Raw genomic sequence first — 21026 nt, 5'->3', positions numbered from 1 at the left:
CAACGACCGCCGGCAGGGCGAGCCAACGCGATCAATAAACGCGAGCCTTGGGCTCGATATACTGGATCTCGTTCGACATGGTGTAGCTGTGGACCGGCCGGTAATCGAGCGTGACGCTTTTCTTCGTCTCGTCGACCCAGGCCAGGGTGTGCTTCATCCAGTTCACGTCGTCGCGGCTCGCATAGTCCTCGCGGGCATGGGCGCCACGGCTTTCGGTGCGGTTGGCCGCACCTTCCATGGTCACGACGGCCTGGGTGATGAGATTGTCGAATTCCAGCGTCTCGACGAGATCGGAATTCCAGATCAGCGAGCGGTCGGTGACCTTGACGTCGGCCGCGCCTGTCCAGACTTCCTTGATCAAGGCCCGGCCCTCTTCCAGCACCTCGCCGGTGCGGAACACGGCGCAGTTCGACTGCATGGTGCGCTGCATCTGCAGGCGCAGTTCGGCAGTCGGCGTGCCGCCGCTCGCGTAGCGGAACTTGTCGAGGCGGCTCAGCGACATCTCGGCCGAATTGGCCGGGAGATTGGCGTGCGCCTCGCCGGGCTTGACAAGCTCGGCGGCGCGAAGGCCGGCGGCGCGGCCGAACACCACGAGATCGATCAGCGAGTTGGAACCGAGGCGGTTGGCGCCATGCACCGACACGCAGGCAGCTTCGCCAAGCGCCATCAGGCCCGGGACGATGAAGTCCGGATTGCCATCCTTCAGCGTCACGACCTCGCCGTGGTAGTTCGTGGGGATGCCGCCCATGTTGTAATGCACTGTCGGCAGAACCGGGATCGGCTCCTTGGTCACATCGACGCCCGCGAAGATCTTCGCCGATTCCGAGATGCCGGGCAGGCGCTCGTGCAGGACGGCCGGATCGAGATGATCGAGATGCAGGAAGATGTGGTCCTTGTCCTTGCCGACGCCACGACCCTCGCGGATTTCCATCGTCATGGACCGTGAGACCATGTCGCGCGGCGCCAGATCCTTCACCGACGGGGCATAGCGCTCCATGAAGCGCTCGCCCTCGGAATTGGTAAGATAGCCGCCCTCGCCACGCGCACCCTCGGTGATCAGGCAGCCCGAACCGTAGATGCCGGTCGGATGGAACTGCACGAATTCCATGTCCTGCAAGGGCAGGCCGGCGCGGAGCACCATCGCATTGCCGTCGCCCGTGCAGGTGTGGGCTGATGTGGCCGAGAAATAGGCGCGGCCGTAGCCGCCGGTCGCCAGCATCACGAGATGCGCGCGGAAGCGGTGGAGGGTGCCGTCGTCGAGCTTGAGAGCGATCACGCCGCGGCAGCGGCCTTCCTCATCCATGATGAGGTCGATGGCGAAGTACTCGATGAAGAATTCGGTGTTGTTGCGGACAGCCTGGCCATACAGCGTGTGCAGGATGGCATGTCCGGTGCGGTCAGCGGCGGCGCAGGTGCGCTGGGCGGGCGGGCCCTTGCCGAAATCCGTGGTCATCCCGCCGAAAGGCCGCTGGTAGATCCGGCCGTCCTCGGTGCGCGAGAAGGGCACGCCCCAATGTTCGAGCTCATAGACGGCGGCGGGCGCGTTGCGCACGAGATACTCGATGGAGTCCTGATCACCCAGCCAGTCCGATCCCTTGACGGTATCGTACATGTGCCATTGCCAGTTGTCCGGGCCCATGTTGGCGAGCGAGGCGGCAACGCCGCCCTGGGCGGCGACGGTATGCGAGCGCGTGGGGAACACCTTGGTGATGCAGGCTGTCCTGAGGCCAGCCTGACTGCAGCCGACGGTCGCGCGCAGGCCGGCGCCGCCGGCACCGACGATGATCACGTCGAAGGTGTGATCCGTGATCGGATAGGCACGACCGTTGATGCTGGGCGTGGATGCGCCAAAGGTCGTGGTCTGGGACGCCTGAGCCATGACTTAAATCCCGAAGGCGATCTTGAGAACCGCAAAGGTCGCGGCCGCACCAATGACGACGGCGAAGAAGGTGTTGGCCATCACGGCGACGACCTTGGCACCTTCAGAATGCACGTAGTCCTCGATGATGACCTGCATGCCGATGCGCATGTGAATGACGCCCGACAGAATGAAGAGAAGCAGCAGAATGGCGATCAGCGGCTGGCTGATGGCAAGGCGCGCATCCTCGAAATCACGACCGGCCACCGACACGACGATGATGATGAAGGCGATCGCCAGCGGCACGTTGGCGACGGCGGTCAGCCGCTGCATCCAGAAGTGTTCCGTGCCGGATTTCGCCGAGCCGAGGCCACGGACGCGGCCAGCCGGGGTGCGAATGGAGAACTTGAACTGTGACATGGCGCTCCCTCAGCTCAGGCTCAGGCCGACGACCCACACGAGAAGCGTGAGCGCGGCGGACGCGATGAGGCTGCCCTGGGCCAGCAGGAGGCGCTCTTTCGGCTCGAAGCCGCGGCCGAAATCCCACATGAAATGACGGAGGCCACCCATCATGTGGTGCAGCAGCGCCCAAGTGTAGCCGAACAGGATAAGATAGCCGAGCCAGGACCCCATGAACCACTGCACCCATTCGAAGGCGCGCGGGCCGCTGGCCAATGCGACAAGCCAGATGACAAGAATGAGGGTGCCGACATAGAGCGCGCCACCGGTGACACGGTGGGCAACCGACATCGCCATCGTCCAGGTCCAACGCCAGACTTGCAGATGGGGAGAAAGAGGCCGGCTGTGAGCCGGTTGGGACGTGGGCGCTTTGGCCTCGGCCATGGGCGGGTCTCCGGAGACCTCTCGGAACAGGTGGGTAGTCTAGAGTTAGTCGAAGTTGTTCCGGTTGGTACTCAATATGGGCGGCAATCGCAATGCGGTAAGGGGGGTGGCTTGGTGACAAAATCGAGATTCTGTCATTTTCCGTCCCCTTCAAGTTTCTTTGAAGCGCATATACGTTAATTTTTACAAAGCGTTGGCTGGAGCGGTCGGCCAGGGTCTTTTCCGCCCCGCCGATAGCGCGATACCGGCGGTGATCGCGGCGGGAGAGGCGATTTTCGCATCTGCAACAGACGCGAACGCGTCAGACGCAGCGTCTCCGTCGGTCATGAGGATGACGCGATAGCCAAGGCGCGCTGCTTCAGCGCCACCTTGCAGGAGACGAGCGGGATCGCCGGCGGAGGCCAGCACGACGGTCGTGATACCGGCCGCCGTCAGGCGCGGATCGAGATCGGTGTCGGAAAAGATGCCGGCCGCGCCATGAGTCATCACGGGGATGTCGGCGTCCGTATCCGAAACGGGATCCTGCATCGGCGTCAGGATGGCGCGCGGCATGTCCGCTGCACGCCAGGAGGCGATCACTGCGGCTAGCGGCTCCTGATGGAGCGCCTGCGCGGTCGTGCCTGGGCTGAGAATGAGAAGCGCGGTGTCCTGCGGCAGGCGAACTGGCGTCGTCATGGCCATGGTCCGAAATGCTTAGCTACACGACTGTGTCTTCGAGGCCCCGACGCAGCCGCGCTGCGGTCAGCGTGTTCCTCAACAGACAGGCGATGGTCATCGGGCCGACCCCACCGGGTACGGGGGTGATCGCGCGCGCCTTGGCCCGCGCCGCCTCGAAGGCGACGTCGCCGATGAGACGCGTCTTGCCCTCGCCAAGCTCGGGCGCCGGGATGCGGTTGATGCCGACGTCTATGACGATGGCACCGTCCTTCACATGCTCTGCGCCGATCATATGGGGACGGCCGACGGCGGCCACGAGGATATCGGCGCGGCGGCACACCGCCGCGAGGTCGCGCGTCCGTGAATGGGCGATCGTCACGGTGGCATTCTGTTGGAGAAGGAGCTGCGCGATCGGCTTGCCGACGAGATTGGAGCGGCCGACGACGACGGCCTCGGCCCCGGAGATATCAGGCGCCACGGAGTTGATGAGCATCATCGAGCCGAGCGGCGTGCAGGGTACAAGGCCGATGCGACCGCTCGCGAGGCGCCCCGCGCTGGCGTCCGTGAGGCCGTCCACGTCCTTGAGCGGATCGATCGCGGCGATGACCGGTGTCGCGTCGAGGCCGGCGGGAAGGGGCAGCTGGACGAGGATGCCGTCAACCGCATCGTCGGCGTTGAGGCGGCGTACCAGCGCCTCCAGATCCTGCTGGCTCACGCTCGCGGGCAGCTTGTGCTCGATGGAGCGCATGCCGATCTCGACCGTCTGCTTGGCTTTCGACCGTACGTAAACTTGGCTCGCCGGATCCTCGCCCACCAGCACGACAGCAAGGCCGGGAACCTGGCCAGTGGTGGCGCTGAAAGCGGCGACCGCGCCTGTGACGCGTTCGCGCAAGCCAGCCGCGAAAGCCTTGCCGTCGATAATTGTGGCGCTCACTGGCCTGCTCCTCGATCACTGCTCTGCGATACCGTACCAAGCGCTGTGGCGAGGCGCCCGGCTATATCTGTTGCGTTGCCCACCAGCGCAACTGTCTTCAGACGCATACGGTGGCCGCTTTTCAAGCTGGCCGCCGAGGCCGGCAGCCCGGCCGCCTTCGCCAGCATCGCCATGAGCGCGGCGTTCGCCGCGCCATCTTCGGCTGCCACCCGGACGCGGGCCTTGATGACGGCGCGACCATCCGACAGCACGGCGCAGCCGTCGAGTGCATCGCGTCCCCCTCGCGGCGTCAAGCGCACGCTGACGATGAGAGTGCCCGCCCCTTCGGCACGCCAGGGATATGTCTCCAAAGAAGGATAGACCTCAGATGAGAAGGCTGTAGGCATATTCCCGGATCAGACTGGAGATGAACCACAACAGCAGCAACAGAATCACCGGAGAGATATCGACGCCGCCGAGATTGGGGAGGATGTTGCGGATCGGTCGCAGCGCGGGTTCCGTGATCTGGTACAGGAAATTGCCAATGGCCCGCACGATGTCGTTGCGCGGATTGATCACGTTGAAAGCCACCAGCCAGCTCATGATCGCCGAGGCGATGACGAGATAGGAGTAGATGTCGATAACCGTAAGAAGGAGATTGATGATAGAGATCATGGGCGCGCCTGACGTTGCATCACCGGGTCTGTGTAGCCGTGGTATCCCGGCGGCACAAGAATAGTGCGCGAAAGGCGGGGCCGCGTTTGGCGCAGACCGGCCTTGAACAATTCGTGGGAGTCTCCGTTCTGGACGATTGACATTGCCCATGGAGCCGCCCTACAACGCGCAAACCCGCCGGGTCGGGGGCTGTAGCTCAGATGGGAGAGCGCTGCAATCGCACTGCAGAGGTCAGGGGTTCGATTCCCCTCAGCTCCACCAGCCTCCTGAAAGGCTGGCGGGAATTCCAAGGCGATCCTCACAATTTCGGGACTTTGGCGTGAGCTTGATGCGCTGAACCTGTTCGCGCGTCGGCAGCGCCTCAGGCTCCGGTGGAAAAGAGCGCGCGCCCCAGCGCCCTGAGCCGGGCAAACGCGGGTTGCTCTGACGACACGGTCTGCTCGAATGCGGCGAATGAGCTGTCGAGCCGGTCGAGTTCCTTCTGCTTCTCATCGCCTGCCAGAAACGAATGCGCGATGGCGTTCCGGGCGATGGCCTTGAGCTGCCGATAGCCAAGGCCATGGTCGCGGGCGGCGCGGTAGTATTCATTGCCAAGATCGATGCGGGAAACGCCCGCGTCGTCTGTCGCAAGCACCACGGGCACACCCGAGGCGAGATAGATCGAAATCGGATGTTCCTTGCCGCGCACGCCGAGGATGACATCGCTCGATGTCAGCGCGATTTCGATGGTGACGCCACGGCGGCGCATCTCCGCGAGCAGGCTGTCCATGTCGCGCTCGAAGACAACAGCTGTGCCATGGCCGATCCGACGGGCTCCGGCCGTCTCGACGGCATCGCGGATATGGAATTCGAGATCGGGCGGTGGAACGAGCCCCATCCACAATTCGCCGGCGTGCAGCGCGACGGGCACGTCGTCGCGGGCGAGATAGCGGATCCAGCTCATGTGGGTTCGATAGTCCCGTAATGAGATCCGGTAGTCTTCAGGCCCGACATAGTTGATGCCCACCACGATGTGCGGCGCCTTGCGGACCAGCGCCGCGGCGAGCGCCGTCTGCGCGAAGACTTCCGCGGGCGCGCTGTTTCGATTGATCTGCGCGATGAAACGGAAGGTGACGCCACAACCGGCTTTCCGCTTGTCGGATCCACAGTCCCGCAGGCTCTCGATCCGCTTGACCATGGCGGAGAGCTGCTCGGCTCTCGCCGCCACCAGTTCGGCAAGGCCTTGGCGTTCGAGCGCCTCCAGCATCACGGTAGGCTCGGCCACCTCGGGTATCGCCTGCGCCATCCGTTGCCGCTGGTCCCCTTCAAAGAAGGTCGCCATGAACTCCACATACTGCACCGCCTCGGCATCGTACTGCCGCAGCTGGTCTACCGTCATCTCAGCCATGCTTTGCGCGGTCTGATCCCAATGGTCTCCGCCGGTGGCGGCATTGAACTTGGCGAACGTTCCGAAGAACTGGTCGTGTCCCGACGGGACCTCGCGCGAGGGCAGGAACCAGCGCATGGACAGGGCATTGATCAGGAGATCGTAGTTCGTCTGGCCATTTCGCCCGGATACGGCCTCTGAGACAGGTATGGCGGATGGGTCCGCGCCGCACGGCTGATCCTGGGAGGTGCCCGCGGGTGGCGCCACCAGCGTCATGTCGGAGCGCCTCAGGCAAAGCCCGTCGCGTATCGCCCATGCGACAAAGCGTTCCGCATAGACCGCGCCGGACAGATGCGTGTGGAGATCGCCGCCTTTCGGCATGCGGCGCAGCAAGGCCCGCATGCGCGAGTGATCCTCACGTGCTCGCTCGAAATAAGCCGCCGTCGCTATTTCGGAGCTGTTGCGCATGACGACAACGACACGTGCGAGAAGCCCGATCGCAGCGAGTAGGAGAATGATCCAGAGAATACGGCGCAAGGGCGGCCCCGAAGATAGGAAAACGCTTTAGCCTAGCCTAAGCTCCCGTCAGGGGAAATGCGCCACTGATGATGCGATGATAAAGAGGATCGGCTGGCTTATGCGAATCGCGGCTGACGCGATGTCCGTTTGCCAGGGCTCGCGAACAGGATCGGGCCCCAAGATGTCGTCGCAGGATATCTTCGTTTGACGGCCCGCCCGCGTGCGAGCTCTCCGGGGAAGGGCTTCACAATATCGCCGGTTCGTGTGTATTGACCGTCGGGCCGGGGTGATAGGGAGTCGTGAGGCTCCTGGCGCTTCCGGCCGCGACGGCCGGGAAAAACGATGGATTGCGGATCTTCGCCCTGGTGATAGGCGAGCCCCTTCGGAGATTTTCGCGTATCCCGCGATCGGATCATGTGGTGTGAGCATGCAGAGCCGGCCTCCCTTCATCCGTTACCTCGACAATGCGCGTGAGGGGCGTCTCGGCATCGGGCTTCTCGTCGCTGGCTGCGTTGTCACGGTCCTGATCTGCTTTATCGCGCAGTTCTTCATCGTGGCCTTTGCGAGCCTTTTCTTCAGCTTCGCGGACGGCGAGGCAAGCGGGGAGGAGGCTTTTCTGACGACCGCCGACCTCCTGGCGACCCCGAGCGGCATGTTCATCATGCTGGCGTCCATCGGAACCATCTGGATTGGCGTCTGGCTGGCGCTGGCGCGGTTGCAGAAGCGCCCTCCGGCGAGTGTGCTCGGCGCCGATGGGCGTGTTACGCAGGATCATTTCGTCCGCGGGACCCTCGCGGCGCTCTTCGCGAGCTTCATCGCGGAATTCGCGGCCTACGTGGTGGACCCCTCACTCGCTCCCGGTGATATCGGCTTCGGTACCTGGCTCGTCTGGCTCTTGCCCTTCGTTGTCATCCTGCTGGTCCAGACTTCAGCGGAGGAGGTTCTGTTCCGGGGCTATATCATGCAGATCCTCGGAGCGCGCTTCGCTAGTCCATGGATCTGGGCGGGCATCCCCACCCTCATCTTCACCCTTCTCCATTGGGATTCGGAGGCGACGGGCTGGATGAACGCAGCTCTCCTCGCGAATATCGCCGCCTTCGCCGTGGTGACGGTCATCGCGGTCGTCATCACCGGCGATCTTGGGGCCGCGATGGGCATGCATTTTGGCGCGAACCTGTTCGCCTTCCTTATCGTGTCCCATCAGGGGGTCAGCAATCCGGTGGCGCTGTTCCAGGCGCGGCCCTTCGAGGCACCGGACTGGGCGGCAAGCGATGCCATATCCTTCGGCGCCATAGGCGTCGCATCGATCGCCGGGACGTTGTGGCTGCTGGTTGACCCGCGCTCGCCGCTGCGTCTGCGGTGAGAGGCTCGCCGCGAAAGGCCGCCCTCTCGCGGATGCGTTCACCGACATCAGAGGATGCGGACGTTGTCATGTCCATTCATCCCGGCTTTTGTCATCGCCCGCTGAGGAGGGTGTGCCTGCAATGACCGAGACCTCCCGTCCGCACCGCATCAGGTTTGATCGGGTTGAGCTGTCGCGTGGCGGACGCAAACTCTTCGATGGACTTGATCTGACGCTCTCCGAACGGCGGGTCGGGCTGATCGGGGACAACGGCTCCGGCAAAAGCTCCCTGCTGCGGCTGATCAACGGCCTCATTCTGCCGGATAGTGGCGAGGTATGGTTCGGCGCACGCGACACGCGTCGCCACCGGAGGGAACTGCCGGGCGACATTGGCTTTGTGTTCCAGAATCCCGACCATCAGATCATTTTTCCGACGGTGGGTGAGGAGGTCGCCTTCGCCTTCGGCAATGGCGGACTGAAGGGCCGCGCGGCAGAGGCTGAAGCCGCGCGTTGTCTTGCCGAGCACGGCTGTCCAGGCTGGGAGAGCAGGGCGGTGCATGAACTGTCGGGCGGTGAGCGCCAGCGGGTCGCGATCATCAGCGTACTGGCGGCGCGGCCTTCGCTGCTGCTCCTTGACGAGCCTTTCGCCAGTCTCGATCTGCCGATGCGCATGGCGTTCCGGCGGCTGATCAGGGAGCTGCCGCTGCAGATCGTCATGGCCAGCCATGATCTGGAGCTGCTGGCGGATTGCGATCGCGTCGTCTGGCTGGAGCGCGGTCGGATCGTGGACGATGGCTCTCCCGATCGTATCCTGCCGGCTTATCACGAGGCGGCCGCGCGCCGCGCCATGGCGCCATGATCTCGGCCTATCTCGCGCGCCCGACCTGGTTGCACCGGGTACCTGCCGGCGCGAAGCTCATCGCTGTCGCCGCGATCAGCATCGCCGTACTGCCGGTTTCCGACTGGCGCCTGCTCATGCTTGGCCTCTGCGTCGTGCTGAGCATCTACGGGACGCTGGGGCGCGAGGCCCTCATGCATGTCACGGCGCTGAAGCCGCTCGTGCCCATCCTTGTCGGCATCGGGCTCCTGCAGGTCTGGGCTGACAGCTGGGAGGCGGCGGCCGTATCGATATTGCGCATTGTCCTCATGGTCCTGGCCGCCGATCTCGTCACGATGACGACGACGCTGCGCGCGCTGATGGCGGCGGTGGAACCGGTATTGCGCCCGCTGCGCCTTTTCGGGCTTGATCCGGAACGGTTATCCCTCGCCGTCGCGCTCGTGTTGCGTTTCGTGCCGGTGCTGCTCGCCCTCTGGCAGACCCGGGAGGAAGCCTGGCGCGCCCGGTCTAGTCGTCGCCGGCCGCTGCGCCTCGTTGCGAACTTTGTGGCGGAAACGCTCGTGATGGCCGATCATGTATCGGAATCGCTTGACGCGCGAGGCTTTTCATCGCGAGAAGCTAGAAGGCACAAGCGGCGCTCGGCACCGGCAGAATCATCAACCGATCGCCGCGACAGGGAGTAGGCATGGAAACGCGTCATCTCGTACGCATCGCTCTTTTCGCGGCCCTTCTCGCCGTGCTCGGCCTGTTTCCGGCTTTCAATCTCCCCTTCGTGGCTGGCGTGCCGATCACCATGCAGACGCTTGGGGTGATGCTGGCGGGCGTATTGCTCGGCGCGCGCTATGGCACCGCTGCCGTCTGCCTGTTCATCGTGGTCGTGTTGCTGGGGGCGCCTCTTCTCGCCGGGGGACGAGGCGGCATCGGCGTGCTCGCGGGGCCGACGGCAGGTTTTCTCATCGGCTGGATACCCGGCGTCGCCGTCACCGGCTGGACGATGGCGCGGCTTTCGCGCCTGCCTGTTCTCTGGGCCGCGATGGCCGCCTCCATTATCGGCGGCATCGTGGTCGTCTATGCGTTCGGCATAGCCTGGCTCGCCTTTTCGGCGAAACTCAGCCTTCAGCAGGCCGCGCTGGGCAGCCTTCTGTTCGTGCCGGGCGATCTCATCAAGGCGGTCGCGGCGGGCTGCGTTGCCGAAGCGACGCGGCGGGTCCAGCCATCCCTCTTCGCTCGCGAGCACTGAACGCGCCTTCTGGAAGCAGGGGCGTGCTTCTGGAAGGATCCGATCCACACATCAAGCCATGAGCCCGTCATCGCTCTTCCGAGGAGTTCGGGAATGCAGACCTTCTTCGTACAGATAAAATGCAAGCTGGGTAGAACTTACGAGGTTGCCAGCGAGATCGCCGATCGCGAGATCGCCTCGGAAATCTATTCGATCGCGGGGGACTACGACATACTTGTGAAGTTCCATGTCGACGCGGATGTGGACATCGGCCACTTCGTCGCCCAGAAGGTGCAGACCGTGCCGGGTATCGCGGATACGCGGACGCTCATCACGTTCAAGGCATTCTGACGAGGCAAGGCCGGTCTCACCACCCACGTCTTGCCCGGGATGTGTCTGCTCTCACGCCGCGCGGCGTGCGCCTCCGGGAGGGGTGCGCCAACGCGATTTCTCATCGATCAGTCCGAGCCGCAGGGCTATGACGGCCTCAAGCTCCGCGCGTCGGCGCGGTGACTGGCGATTGCGAAGGGCGATCACGGCCGTCAGTTCATTCATGATGATGTTGTGCAGCGCGACGCACTGCCTGCGGTCGAGGCCCAGTCGATCATAAGTCTGGTAGAGGCATGTGATGATCGATTGCCTGTCGCAGCTCGTATCGGCGAGGAGCGTCATGATCGCTGCCCCGTGAATCCGGCTCAATTGCTCGGATAGCTCCGGGTTATTTCGCAGAATATGAGCATAGACCGGGTTGACCACGTCATGAATGACCGGAAAAGCCCACGAAAAGGAGATAGTCAGCTGGTCTGCATCATGGGTAATATTTACAGCGTGATCGGCTTCTTCAATATTGGAAAATGACGTTGGCCACGCATAGCCCATGGCAGCCCCCTATCTTGCAATCACTCAATTAAAGATCAGTATCGTTAATAAATATCTAACGGGATAATATTGAGAGTATATTAAACGTCTTATAAATGCGCGTAGAGCCTAGCCTTCTTCCGTTGGCAGCTCAACCTGTGAAACGGGGGCGTGGAGTTGTCCTCAGCGCTTATCGTGGGCTGATTTTTGCAAAGAACGGCAGGATTTCGGCAACCGGACAAGCCATGTGCGGATGGCGCGCCACGAATTCGCGGTTGGAGCGATTTGCCTCCCCCCGTTCGTCCAAATTCTGGTATGTCCATGGTTGCATTCCAGCCGTATTGACCGGTGCCGCGCCCATGACGTCAGACATCTCGCAGGAAAAATCCAAACAAGAAAATCTCGACCGGGACAAGGCTGATCCGCAAAGGCCCGGCTCTGCAGTTGCGGCGACACAAGACGCTATCGCGAGGCGCCACCTTGGTGGGACGGATCTCGATGTCCCCGTGCTCGGCTTTGGCACCGCGCCGCTTGGGGATCTTTACCAGCGGCTCGATGAAGACGCGGCGCTGGCGACGATCGCCGCGGCTGTCGAAGGGGGGATCCGCCTGTTCGACAGCTCTCCGCTCTATGGCAGCGGCCTCGCTGAGCATCGCCTAGGCACCGGGCTGCGCCGCCTGCCGCGTGATGAGGTGATCGTCTCGACCAAGGTTGGTCGCGTGATGGACCCGTGGCGTCCGTCCCCGGCGCCTGTGTCCTCGGACGGCGCCAAGGGGACGGTCAAGGACGTGGCCGCGCCTGGTTTCGCTGGCGGCCTGCCGCATCGCGCGCGGTTCGACTATTCCTATGACGGCACGCTGCGGTCGCTCGAGCAATCCTTGCTGCGCTTGGGGACTGACCATGTCGAGATCGTCCTTGTCCACGATATCGACGTATGGACCCACGGCGCTGACGCCATCGAGGGGCGGGTCGCGGACGTGATGAAGGGGGCCTATCCGGCCTTGAGGCGGCTGCGTGACGAAGGCGTCGTGCGCGCCATCGGCATTGGCGTCAATGAGGCGGATATGTGCGAGCGCTTCGTGCGCATGGCCGATATAGACTGTGTTCTGCTGGCCGGGCGCTATTCGTTGTTGGAACAACCCGCCCTGGAGAGCTTCCTGCCCCTGGCGCTGGAGCGTAAAGTGGGCGTCATGCTGGGCGGCGTGTTCAATTCCGGTATTCTCGCCACCGGCGCGGTTCCTGGCGCACGCTATAATTACAAGCCGGCGCCGCAACCGATCATGGACCGTGTGGCGGCGATCGAGGCTGTCTGCGAGGCGCATGGCGTGCCGCTCGCCAAGGCCGCGATGCAGTTCGCGCTGGGGCATCCGGCGGTCGCGACGCTCATTCTCGGCGGCGTCGCGCCGGAGGAGGTACGCGCCAATATCGCAGCCTTCGCCACGCCCGTGCCGACCGCCCTCTGGGCTGATCTCAAGCAAAAAGGCTTGCTGCAATCCGAGGCGCCGGTGCCGGGATGACGGCCGCGAGCGCGCTCAACGCGCATCAGAGAGCGCATTTCGCTCTGTTTCCACCGGATCGGCGCTCGAAGCTCTTTTATTTCAAGCATAATCTTATCAATCCGCGTTGCACTCCGGTCGGATTATGCTTTGGCCCGTCCACACCTGACTGACTGATGAGGAAAACGCATGCTCAAGGGCATTGATCCGCTGCTGACGCCGGATCTCCTGTGGGTTCTCGCCGCGATGGGGCATGGCGATGACCTCGCCATCGTCGACGCCAATTTCCCGGCGGAGGCGGTGGCGCGCGCGACGGCGTCGGGCAAGCTCGTGCGGTTGCCGGCGTTGCCTCTGGCCCGGGCTGTGGAGGCCGTTCTGTCGGTTCTGCCGATCGATGATTTCGTGTCCGATCCCGTCCGGCGTATGGAGGTTGTCGGCGATCGCGATACGGTGCCCCCCATCCAGCAGGAGGTCCAGCGCGTGGTCGACGCCACGGCGGGACGACCATTGCCGGCGGAGGGGATCGAACGCTTTGCGTTCTATGATGCCGCGCGGAAAGCTTTCGCCGTGGTGCAGGTCGGAGACCTCCGGCCCTACGGCTGTTTTCTCGTTCGCAAGGGCGTGATCCTGGCGGAATAGGTCGCGGATGCCATTGACGAGAAGGCTCGTTTACGCGGATCTAACATGTTAGGCGTAACTGCTCGATTGGAATGAATCCAGGAGAGCGGGTGGCGTGGCGTGGTGGCTCTTGCGTATTGCGCCGCCCATGACAATTTGTGCGATGAAATCGAAGGAGCGAGCCGAGATATCCGCGGCTTGAGGAAATCCGTCCATGGATCAGTTAGTTTCGGACCGCCCCCGGGCTTCCCGCACCATCCGGCTGAATGACGCCGACAACATCATCGTTGCCGTCGATCCGATCGAGCCGGGCGCTGTGGCCGAAGGCGTGGTTGCGACGGCGCGCGTGCCGCGCGGCCACAAGATGGCGATCGTGCCGATCACTCAGGGCGAGCCGGTCCGCAAGTTCGGGCAGATCATCGGCTTTGCCTCCAGCGCGATTGCCCCCGGCGATTGGGTGCACGAACACAATGTCGAGATGCATGAGTTCGCGCGAGAGTATCATTTTGCCGAGGATGCGCGCGAAGAGCCCGTGCTGCCGCTTGCCGAGCAGGCGACCTTCCAGGGCTTCCGCCGCGCCAATGGCAAGGTCGGCACGCGCAACTACATCGGCATCCTCACGTCCGTGAATTGCTCGGCGACCGTGGCGCGCTACATCGCCAAGGAGATCGAGCGCTCTGGCCTTCTTGACGATCACCCCAGTATCGATGGCGTTATCCCGCTGGTGCACGGGGGCGGCTGTGCCCTCGATGTGAAGGGCGAGGGCTATGAGATCCTCAAGCGCACCCAATGGGGCTATGCCACGAACCCCAACATGGCCGGCGTCCTCATGGTGGGTCTCGGCTGCGAGGGCTTCCAGATCAGCCGCTGGATGGAGGCTTATGGTGTGAAGGAGAGCGACACCTTCCGCTCCTTCGTCATCCAGGATGTCGGCGGCACCAAAAAGACGGTTGCCGCGGGCGTCGAGGCCATCCGCGACATGTTGCCAATCGTGGGGCAGGCCAAGCGCACCACGGTGCCGGCCTCCGAGATCGTGCTGGCGCTGCAGTGCGGCGGGTCCGACGGCTACTCCGGCATCACGGCCAATCCCGCGCTTGGCGCGGCGGTTGATATCCTCGTCCACCAGGGCGGTACCGCCATCCTGTCGGAAACGCCCGAGATCTATGGGGCGGAGCATCTGCTCACGCGCCGCGCGGCCGATCGCGCGACCGGCGAGAAGCTCGTCTCCATGATCCAATGGTGGGAGGATTACACCGCCCGCAACAAGATGGAGATGAACAACAATCCATCGCCCGGCAACAAGGCTGGCGGCCTCACCACGATCCTCGAGAAGTCACTGGGCGCGGCCGCCAAGGGCGGCACGAAGACGCTCGCCGGCGTCTATCACTATGCCGAGCCCATCGACCGGCATGGCTTTGTCTACATGGACACGCCCGGCTACGATCCGGTCTCGGCCACCGGGCAGGTGGCTGGCGGCGCCAATGTGCTCTGCTTCACCACCGGTCGCGGCTCCGCCTATGGCTGCAAGCCGACCCCTTCGATCAAGATCGCGACGAACACCGTCATGTACGAGCGCATGATCGATGACATGGATCTCAACTGCGGCGATGTGCTCGACGGGGTCTCGATTGCCGACAAGGGCAAGGAGATCTTCGAGAAGGTCCTGAAGGTCGCTTCGGGCGAGCGCTCGAAGTCCGAGGAAAACGGTTACGGCGACACCGAATTCGTACCGTGGCAAGTCGGCGCGACCATGTGACGATGCGAAAGGTGTGATCGCGGCCGGCTTGCCGGCCGCGGTTGCGAGCGTTTGTGGCATCGATGGCGATTGCGGGGACGTGAGCGTGGATGGTAAGGGGCGCGAGCCTGGGTTCAACTCAACCAAGCTCTATCCAAGTCAGGTCTGAAATAAGTCAGGTCTGACCAAGCCACGCCGACCAAGCCACGTTCAACCGGTTCGCCCTATCGTGACAGCCCGCTCCATCCTGTTCCTCATCACTGAAGACTGGTTCTTCGTCTCGCATTTCCTGCCGATGGCCCGGAAAGCGCGGGAGATGGGCCTCGATGTCACGGTGGTGACACGCGTGCGTGCGCACCGCGCCGAGATCGAAGCCACAGGCGCGCGCGTCATCGCGCTCGATGCCGAGCGGCGCAGCCTCAATCCCCTGGCTGTCCTGCGCTATCTCAGGACACTCATTCAGATCCTCAGGGATGAGCGCCCCGATATCCTGCACTGCATCGCGCTCAGGGTGATCCTGCTCGGTGGCCTCGCCGCGCGCTTCGCGAAGATTCGCAATCGTGTCTATGCGGTCACCGGCTTCGGCTTCTTCGGTGCGCGGAGGGATCTCGTCGGCCGGCTGGCGCGTCTCGGGCTCAGCGGCGTTCTGCGCGGGCCGCTGGACGGTGAGGGAACGCGCTATCTGTTTGAAAACGAGGATGATCCGCGGGTGCTGGGGCTCAGCCCCGTCGATCCACGGGTGTTGATCGTCGGTGGCGCGGGGGTCGATCCGCAAGCCTATCCGGTGGCGCCCATGCCGGCCCTGCCGCCGCTCAAGGTGGCCGTTGTGGCGCGTATGCTGTGGTCAAAGGGCATCGACCTCGCCGTCGAGGCCGTGCGCCGCGCGCGCCTTGCGGGGGCCGATGTGACGCTGTCGCTCTATGGTGCCCCTGATCCATCCAATCCCAAGGCTGTGCCGGCTGAGCGTCTTCGGGCCTGGGGGGAGATCCCCGGCATTCACTGGCATGGCCCGACGCGGGACCCGGCGGCGGTATGGCGCGGCCATCATGTCTGCCTTCTGCCGTCGCGAGGGGGGGAGGGGCTGCCGCGCACGCTTCTCGAAGGCGCCATCTGCGGCAAGGCTCTCGTGACGACCGACGTGCCCGGCTGTCGCAGCCTGGTGCGGGATGAGGTCGAAGGGTTCGTGGTGCCGGCCGAGGCGGGTGCCCTTGCCGATGCCTTGCAGCGCCTCGCTGCTGATCCGGCGCTTGTGGCGCGGTTCGGTGGCGCTGCCCGCAGCCGCATCCTGACGGGTTACACGGAACGCCATGTCATGGACGCGGTAGGCCGCCTTTACGCCGGACTTCTGGAAGAATCGGCCTCGATCGGCCGAGCGGAGGTGAAGCCATGATCGGCGACACCGCGGCGGAACGGCGCGCCTTCATCGAGGCGCATACCCGCCTCCTGCCCGTGCCTCATGCGCCGGAGATCAGTCTCTATGTCGCCGACGAGGCAACCGAGCTCTGGCAGAAGACCGAGGAGGAGATCGGCACCCTCGGCTTGCCGCCGCCGTTCTGGGCTTTTGCCTGGGCTGGCGGGCAGGCGCTGGCGCGCTATGTCATCGACAATCCGGATGTCGTGCGTGGCAGGCGGGTGCTTGATTTCGCGGCGGGTTCAGGGCTCGTCGGCATCGCGGCGGCGCGCGCCGGTGGTGTCGATGTGACATGCGCGGATATCGATGGCTTCGCTGTCTCCGCCATCGGCCTCAATGCCGCCGTGAACGGCGTTGCGGTGACGCCGATGACGCGGGATATCATCGGCCTCGACGAAGGCTGGGACGTGGTTCTCGCTGGCGATATCTTCTATGAGCGCGATCTCGCCGCGCGCGTCAGCGGGTGGCTCTCGTCGCTGGCGGTGCGGGGGGCAACCGTGCTGATCGGTGATCCCGGGCGCAGCTATCTGCCCAAGGACCGACTGGAAGCCCTCGCGACTTACCGCGTCCCGGTGACACGCGCGCTGGAGGACAGCGAGATCAAGCAATCCTGCGTCTGGCAGTTTCGCTGCGGAGGGGCGCTATCAGAAGCCTCCGCGTTGTGAGTCGCCCTGTGGTGTGCTAGCGCGGTCGCCATGAAATCGATCAAGCTGCCCGAGCTGTCCGGCGATACAATTCCCATGCTCGTGCGTCTTTGGCACGAGTGGGTGAAGCCGCATTGGCCGACGCTGGCCCTTTCCCTTGTACTCGTCGTCGTGGTCGCGGCGACAACAGGCACCTACCCGATCCTTATCTCCAAAGCGTTCGACGCGTTTACGGCCAAGGATGAGCGCGCGTTGCTGCTTGCGCCGCTGATCGTCATCGCGGCGACCCTTGTGCGCGGCTTCGCCATGTATTTCCAGACGGTGCTGACCAACAAGGTGGTCACCCGCATCGAAGCCGACATGCAGAGCGCGCTTTACGCGCATCTCATCGACGGCGATCTGGCGCAGCTCTCGCGCGAGAGCCCCGCCATGCTCACCCAGCGCTTCAGCACCGATTTCATCTATATCAAGGAAGCGATGGCGCGGGTCTTCACCGTGCTGCTGCGCGATGGCGCCACAATGATCGCGCTCGTCATCGCGATGCTGTGGATCGATCCGGTCCTTACGCTTCTCGCCGGCGCGATCGCGCCCTTCGCCAGCCGCCCGATCGCCAAACTCGGCAAGCGTTTGCGGCGCGTCGCGACGTCGACGCAGGAAGAAATCGGCGCGATGGCGAGCCTCGTTTCCGAGAGCCTGGGCGGCGCGCGCGTGGCCAAGACCTTCGGATTGGAGGGCTACCTGAAGGATCAGGCGCGCGGGGCCTTCGAGAAGGTGCGCGACCTCAAGATGAAGGCCGCCAACGCCCGCGCCCGGTTGGATCCGCTTCTTGAAGTCGCCGGCGGTCTCGCCATCGCGGCGGTGCTGGCCTACACCGGCTGGCGCATTCTTGCCGGAACAAGCACCGTCGGTGATTTCACCGGCTTCGTGACGGCCCTTCTGATGGCGGCCCAGCCCATCCGCACGCTCGGCAACCTCAACGCGATCGTGCAGGAAGCGATGTCGGCGCTGAAGCGCTTCTATGGGGTCATGGACGAGCCGGCGACCATCGTCGACAAGCCGGGTGCGAGGCCGCTGTCGCTCGGCAAGGGCGAGCTCGCCTTCACGGATGTGCGCTTCGCCTATAATGCGGAAGCCTCCGCCCTGGATGGGATCAGCCTGACCTTGCCCGCTGGCCGGACCGCCGCGCTCGTCGGCCGTTCCGGCTCTGGCAAGTCGACGCTGATGGCGCTCGTTCCGCGCCTCTATGACGTCACGGGCGGCTCCGTGACGATCGATGGTCAGGACGTGCGTGACGTGACGGTGGCGAGCCTGCGCTCGTCGATCTCGGTGGTCAGCCAGGATGTGGTGATCTTCGACGATACCATCCGCGCCAACATCGCCTTCGGCCGTCCTGGCGCGAGCGACGCGGAGATCGAGGCCGCGGCCCGCGCCGCGGCGGCGCATGATTTCATCATGCGGCTGCCCGAGGGCTACGAGACACGCGCGGGCGATCGCGGCTCGCGCTTTTCCGGTGGCGAGCGCCAAAGGCTGTCGCTGGCCCGCGCCATTCTCAAGAACGCGCCGATCCTGCTGCTCGACGAGGCGACATCGGCGCTGGACGCCGAATCCGAGCGGCTGGTGCAGGATGCTCTGGCGGAGCTGATGCAGGGCCGCACGACGCTGGTCATCGCCCACAGGCTCTCGACGGTGCGGCAGGCTGACCTCATCGTGGTGATGGATCGCGGCCGGATCGCCGAGACGGGCCGTCATGACGATCTGGTCGCGGCGGGCGGGCTTTACGCCAATTTCCATCGGCTGCAGCTGGCCGATGATGGTGAGACGGAGCCCGTGTGAGACCTACTCGCGCCGCAGCATGCGGTCGACGACCACGTCGGACCAGAAACGTGTCTTGAAATCGCGTTTCAACGCCTCGGGATCGTAGTGCTCTTCCACCCATGTGAAGAAATCGATGCCCTTGGCCTCCCCCTCGCGCTCGTAGAGATCGAGGAAGGCGTCGAGAATGCCGGTCTTGGCGAAGCGGAAATGGCCATAGCGGGCTGAAAGCTGGCGTTTGGCCTCGGCCACCGGCTTTTTCTCCGCGATCATAAGGAAGAGCGCGGCCATGAAGCCGGCGCGATCGGCGCCGGACTTGCAATGGACGAGAACCGGATAGTCGAGATCCGCCAGGAGGTCACGCGCCGCGAACAGGGTTTCCTTCTCCGGCGCCTCGCGCGAGCGCAAGACGAACTCCTTCAGGCTGAGGCCGGCGGCGGCGCAGGCGTCGCGCTCAAGTGGCCAGGAGCCATAGTCGCGGCCTCCACGCAGATTGATGATCGTCCGAATCCCCTGCCGGGCGATGGCGCGCAACTGCGCTGGCGTGGGTTGGGCCGCGCGCCAGAAGCGATCGGTCACCCGGTGGCGATTGAGATAAACGACGCGGAAGATGCCGTGATCAACGAACAGCATGCTGGCGAAGGCATTCGCGCGGTCGAGGAACCCGCCGAGCGGGCGATCCCATCGGGCGATGCGGGCCATGCGCCGGGCGTAGCGCAATTCGGGCTTCAGTAAACGGTTGAGCACGGATCCTCGAAATCAGCCTTTATGGTCCCGCCCATAGCAGGCCTCTGGCGAACCGGCAATCATCGCCGGTCCAGGATGTGGGGATGGGGCGCGGCGGAGCGATGTCGCTCCGCGTGCCGGTACCCGTGCAATCTGAGCATTCGCCGGCCATTTCTCAATGTTGTGAAGGAGATTTTAGTCAAGCCGCAGCTACCCGCTTTCGCGGCCCTTGTCGCAGACCCCGATATGGCCTTAGATTATCTCCATGGGTGAGCTCGTCGTCAGTGTCCGTCGTCCTGTCCCCGCCGATGTGCCGGGCCTCACAGACGTGCATGACGCAGCCTGGAGGGAAGCTTACCGTGGCGTCCTCCCGGGTCTTGCGCTGGAACGCATGATCGCCAAGCGCGGACCGGTCTGGTGGTCCGCGATGATACGCCGCGAGCGTCCTCTTCTCGTTCTCGATCTCGGAGACCGCATCGGCGGTTATGTCAGCTACGGCCCGAGCCGCACGTTGAACATGACCCAGCGCGGCGAAATCGACGAGCTCTATCTCGATCCATTGTTCCAGGGCCTTGGCTTCGGCACGCGGCTGTTTGCCACGGCTCGTCGCGATCTCGCATCCAGTGGCCTCAAGGGCCTCGTGGTCTGGGCCCTGGCTGACAATGCACGGGCCTGCGCGTTCTACGAGCGATTGGGCGGCCGGCGTGCCGGCACGGCACCGGTGCGTTTCAGCGGTGTGACGCTGGAAAAGGTAGCCTTCACTTTCGCATAGGCCTGGGATGGCGCCCGTGCGGTGCCGGGCTACGCGCAACCGCGGCAATGCCGTTTCGCGCCATGGCGCAAATTTGATTGGCTGGCTATTCGGGGCTTGCGGCCCCATGGCGCGGGCGGTTATGAACGCTCGCCGACATGGTGCAATGCAACAATGCGTAAGAGGTCCCTATGCGTCTCGATGCCGTCAAGATCGGCTCCAATCCCCCCGATACCATCAATGTCGTGATTGAGGTGCCCATCGGTGGCGAGCCTATCAAGTATGAGCTCGACAAGGAGGCCGGAACCCTGGTGGTGGACCGCTTCCTCTATACGGCGATGCGCTACCCCGGCAACTACGGCTTCATTCCGCACACGCTGTCGGACGATGGCGACCCCTGCGATGTGCTGATCGCCAATACGCGCGCGATCATCCCCGGCGCCGTCATGGCCTGCCGCCCGGTCGGGGTCCTCCTGATGGAGGACGAATCCGGTGGCGACGAGAAGATCATCGCGGTTCCCGCGCCCAAGCTGACGAAGCGTTACGACCGGGTGCAGAACTACAGCGACCTGCCGGAGATCACGCTTAAGCAGATCGAGCATTTCTTCGAGCACTACAAGGATCTCGAACCCAACAAATGGGTGAAGATCGCGCGCTGGGGCGATGCCGAGGAGGCGAAGGACCTTATCCGGCAGGCCATCGAGCGCGCGAACAAGAAGGGCGCGTAAGAGAAGGGCGCCTTATC

The 21026-nt window shown here is 64.0% G+C and carries 23 protein-coding genes and 1 tRNA gene; 14 read left to right on the top strand and 10 right to left on the bottom strand.

Features of this window, described 5'->3' with window-relative positions; translation table 11 throughout:
- Positions 1-31: 31 nt before the first annotated feature.
- The 7 genes from sdhA to KIO74_RS13110 form a co-directional block, all read right to left on the bottom strand.
- Complete coding sequence (gene sdhA, locus KIO74_RS13140) at positions 32-1879, bottom strand: succinate dehydrogenase flavoprotein subunit (protein WP_213332405.1); 1848 nt, start codon at positions 1877-1879, stop codon at positions 32-34.
- A gap of 3 nt (positions 1880-1882) precedes the next feature.
- Complete coding sequence (sdhD, locus tag KIO74_RS13135) at positions 1883-2278, bottom strand: succinate dehydrogenase, hydrophobic membrane anchor protein (protein ID WP_213332404.1); 396 nt, start codon at positions 2276-2278, stop codon at positions 1883-1885.
- Positions 2279-2287: 9 nt separating this feature from the next.
- Entirely contained in the window at positions 2288-2701 is a 414-nt protein-coding gene (sdhC, locus tag KIO74_RS13130) for a succinate dehydrogenase, cytochrome b556 subunit (RefSeq protein ID WP_213332403.1), read from the bottom strand.
- Positions 2702-2884: 183 nt separating this feature from the next.
- Entirely contained in the window at positions 2885-3376 is a 492-nt protein-coding gene (locus KIO74_RS13125; RefSeq protein ID WP_213332402.1) for a hypothetical protein, read from the bottom strand.
- A 22-nt stretch (positions 3377-3398) separates the two neighbouring features.
- Positions 3399-4292, bottom strand: coding sequence for a bifunctional methylenetetrahydrofolate dehydrogenase/methenyltetrahydrofolate cyclohydrolase FolD (gene folD, locus KIO74_RS13120; RefSeq protein WP_213332401.1), 894 nt, complete (start codon positions 4290-4292; stop codon positions 3399-3401).
- The gene (locus KIO74_RS13115) at positions 4289-4642 is read right to left on the bottom strand and encodes a DUF167 family protein (RefSeq protein WP_249730971.1); all 354 of its coding nucleotides are present in this window, start codon (positions 4640-4642) and stop codon (positions 4289-4291) included. The genes folD and KIO74_RS13115 overlap by 4 nt, the downstream gene beginning before the upstream one ends.
- 13 nt (positions 4643-4655) lie before the next feature.
- Positions 4656-4946 carry a YggT family protein gene (locus tag KIO74_RS13110; RefSeq protein ID WP_213332399.1) on the bottom strand — a complete coding sequence of 97 codons (291 nt, stop codon included), beginning with the start codon at positions 4944-4946 and terminating at the stop codon, positions 4656-4658.
- A 185-nt stretch (positions 4947-5131) separates the two neighbouring features.
- Between KIO74_RS13110 and KIO74_RS13105 the strand changes: the two genes are divergently transcribed.
- Positions 5132-5207, top strand: a tRNA-Ala gene (locus KIO74_RS13105).
- A 100-nt stretch (positions 5208-5307) separates the two neighbouring features.
- Here KIO74_RS13105 and KIO74_RS13100 read toward each other — a convergent pair.
- Positions 5308-6849, bottom strand: a complete 1542-nt coding sequence (locus KIO74_RS13100; RefSeq protein ID WP_213332398.1) for an adenosine deaminase family protein — start codon at positions 6847-6849, stop codon at positions 5308-5310.
- A 409-nt stretch (positions 6850-7258) separates the two neighbouring features.
- On the opposite strand from KIO74_RS13100, the gene KIO74_RS13095 reads away from it, so the two are divergent.
- From KIO74_RS13095 to KIO74_RS13075, 5 genes are all read left to right on the top strand, one after another.
- Positions 7259-8194 (top strand): CPBP family intramembrane glutamic endopeptidase, encoded by a 936-nt coding sequence (locus KIO74_RS13095; protein ID WP_249731290.1) that lies wholly within the window; start codon positions 7259-7261, stop codon positions 8192-8194.
- A 121-nt stretch (positions 8195-8315) separates the two neighbouring features.
- Positions 8316-9032, top strand: coding sequence for an energy-coupling factor ABC transporter ATP-binding protein (locus tag KIO74_RS13090; protein ID WP_213332396.1), 717 nt, complete (start codon positions 8316-8318; stop codon positions 9030-9032).
- Positions 9029-9694, top strand: a complete 666-nt coding sequence (locus tag KIO74_RS13085) for an energy-coupling factor transporter transmembrane component T family protein (RefSeq protein WP_213332395.1) — start codon at positions 9029-9031, stop codon at positions 9692-9694. The genes KIO74_RS13090 and KIO74_RS13085 overlap by 4 nt, the downstream gene beginning before the upstream one ends.
- A 2-nt stretch (positions 9695-9696) precedes the next feature.
- Complete coding sequence (locus tag KIO74_RS13080) at positions 9697-10251, top strand: biotin transporter BioY (protein WP_213332394.1); 555 nt, start codon at positions 9697-9699, stop codon at positions 10249-10251.
- Between the two features lie 93 nt (positions 10252-10344).
- A complete protein-coding gene (locus KIO74_RS13075; RefSeq protein ID WP_110372972.1) occupies positions 10345-10581 on the top strand; it encodes an Lrp/AsnC ligand binding domain-containing protein in 237 nt (78 codons plus the stop codon).
- A 51-nt stretch (positions 10582-10632) separates the two neighbouring features.
- Here the strand turns inward: KIO74_RS13075 and KIO74_RS13070 are convergent, their stop codons facing one another.
- Positions 10633-11109: a hypothetical protein gene (locus tag KIO74_RS13070; RefSeq protein WP_213332393.1), complete on the bottom strand. Its 477-nt coding sequence runs from the start codon at positions 11107-11109 to the stop codon at positions 10633-10635.
- 338 nt (positions 11110-11447) lie between these two features.
- Here KIO74_RS13070 and KIO74_RS13065 point away from each other — a divergent pair, with 338 nt between their 5' ends.
- The 6 genes from KIO74_RS13065 to KIO74_RS13040 all read left to right on the top strand — a co-directional run bounded on the left by KIO74_RS13065 (position 11448) and on the right by KIO74_RS13040 (position 18825).
- A complete protein-coding gene (locus tag KIO74_RS13065) occupies positions 11448-12605 on the top strand; it encodes an aldo/keto reductase (protein WP_213332392.1) in 1158 nt (385 codons plus the stop codon).
- Between the two features lie 168 nt (positions 12606-12773).
- Positions 12774-13223: an RbsD/FucU family protein gene (locus KIO74_RS13060; protein ID WP_213332391.1), complete on the top strand. Its 450-nt coding sequence runs from the start codon at positions 12774-12776 to the stop codon at positions 13221-13223.
- A gap of 193 nt (positions 13224-13416) precedes the next feature.
- A complete protein-coding gene (locus tag KIO74_RS13055) occupies positions 13417-14958 on the top strand; it encodes a UxaA family hydrolase (RefSeq protein WP_213332390.1) in 1542 nt (513 codons plus the stop codon).
- A gap of 208 nt (positions 14959-15166) precedes the next feature.
- Positions 15167-16327, top strand: a complete 1161-nt coding sequence (locus tag KIO74_RS13050) for a glycosyltransferase family 4 protein (RefSeq protein WP_291979852.1) — start codon at positions 15167-15169, stop codon at positions 16325-16327.
- The gene (locus KIO74_RS13045; RefSeq protein WP_213332389.1) at positions 16324-17013 is read left to right on the top strand and encodes a class I SAM-dependent methyltransferase; all 690 of its coding nucleotides are present in this window, start codon (positions 16324-16326) and stop codon (positions 17011-17013) included. The genes KIO74_RS13050 and KIO74_RS13045 overlap by 4 nt, the downstream gene beginning before the upstream one ends.
- Positions 17014-17043: 30 nt before the next feature.
- A complete protein-coding gene (locus tag KIO74_RS13040; protein WP_213332388.1) occupies positions 17044-18825 on the top strand; it encodes an ABC transporter ATP-binding protein in 1782 nt (593 codons plus the stop codon).
- Between the two features lie 3 nt (positions 18826-18828).
- Here the strand turns inward: KIO74_RS13040 and KIO74_RS13035 are convergent, their stop codons facing one another.
- Entirely contained in the window at positions 18829-19551 is a 723-nt protein-coding gene (locus KIO74_RS13035; protein ID WP_213332387.1) for a protein tyrosine phosphatase family protein, read from the bottom strand.
- A 244-nt stretch (positions 19552-19795) separates the two neighbouring features.
- On the opposite strand from KIO74_RS13035, the gene KIO74_RS13030 reads away from it, so the two are divergent.
- Positions 19796-20302, top strand: a complete 507-nt coding sequence (locus KIO74_RS13030; protein WP_213332386.1) for a GNAT family N-acetyltransferase — start codon at positions 19796-19798, stop codon at positions 20300-20302.
- A gap of 170 nt (positions 20303-20472) precedes the next feature.
- Positions 20473-21009, top strand: coding sequence for an inorganic diphosphatase (gene ppa, locus KIO74_RS13025; protein WP_213332385.1), 537 nt, complete (start codon positions 20473-20475; stop codon positions 21007-21009).
- Positions 21010-21026: the final 17 nt, after the last annotated feature.

It is taken from the genome of Chelatococcus sp. HY11, assembly GCF_018398335.1.
Classification (GTDB): Bacteria; Pseudomonadota; Alphaproteobacteria; order Rhizobiales; family Beijerinckiaceae; genus Chelatococcus.
This window is presented reverse-complemented; position numbering and strand designations above follow the sequence as displayed.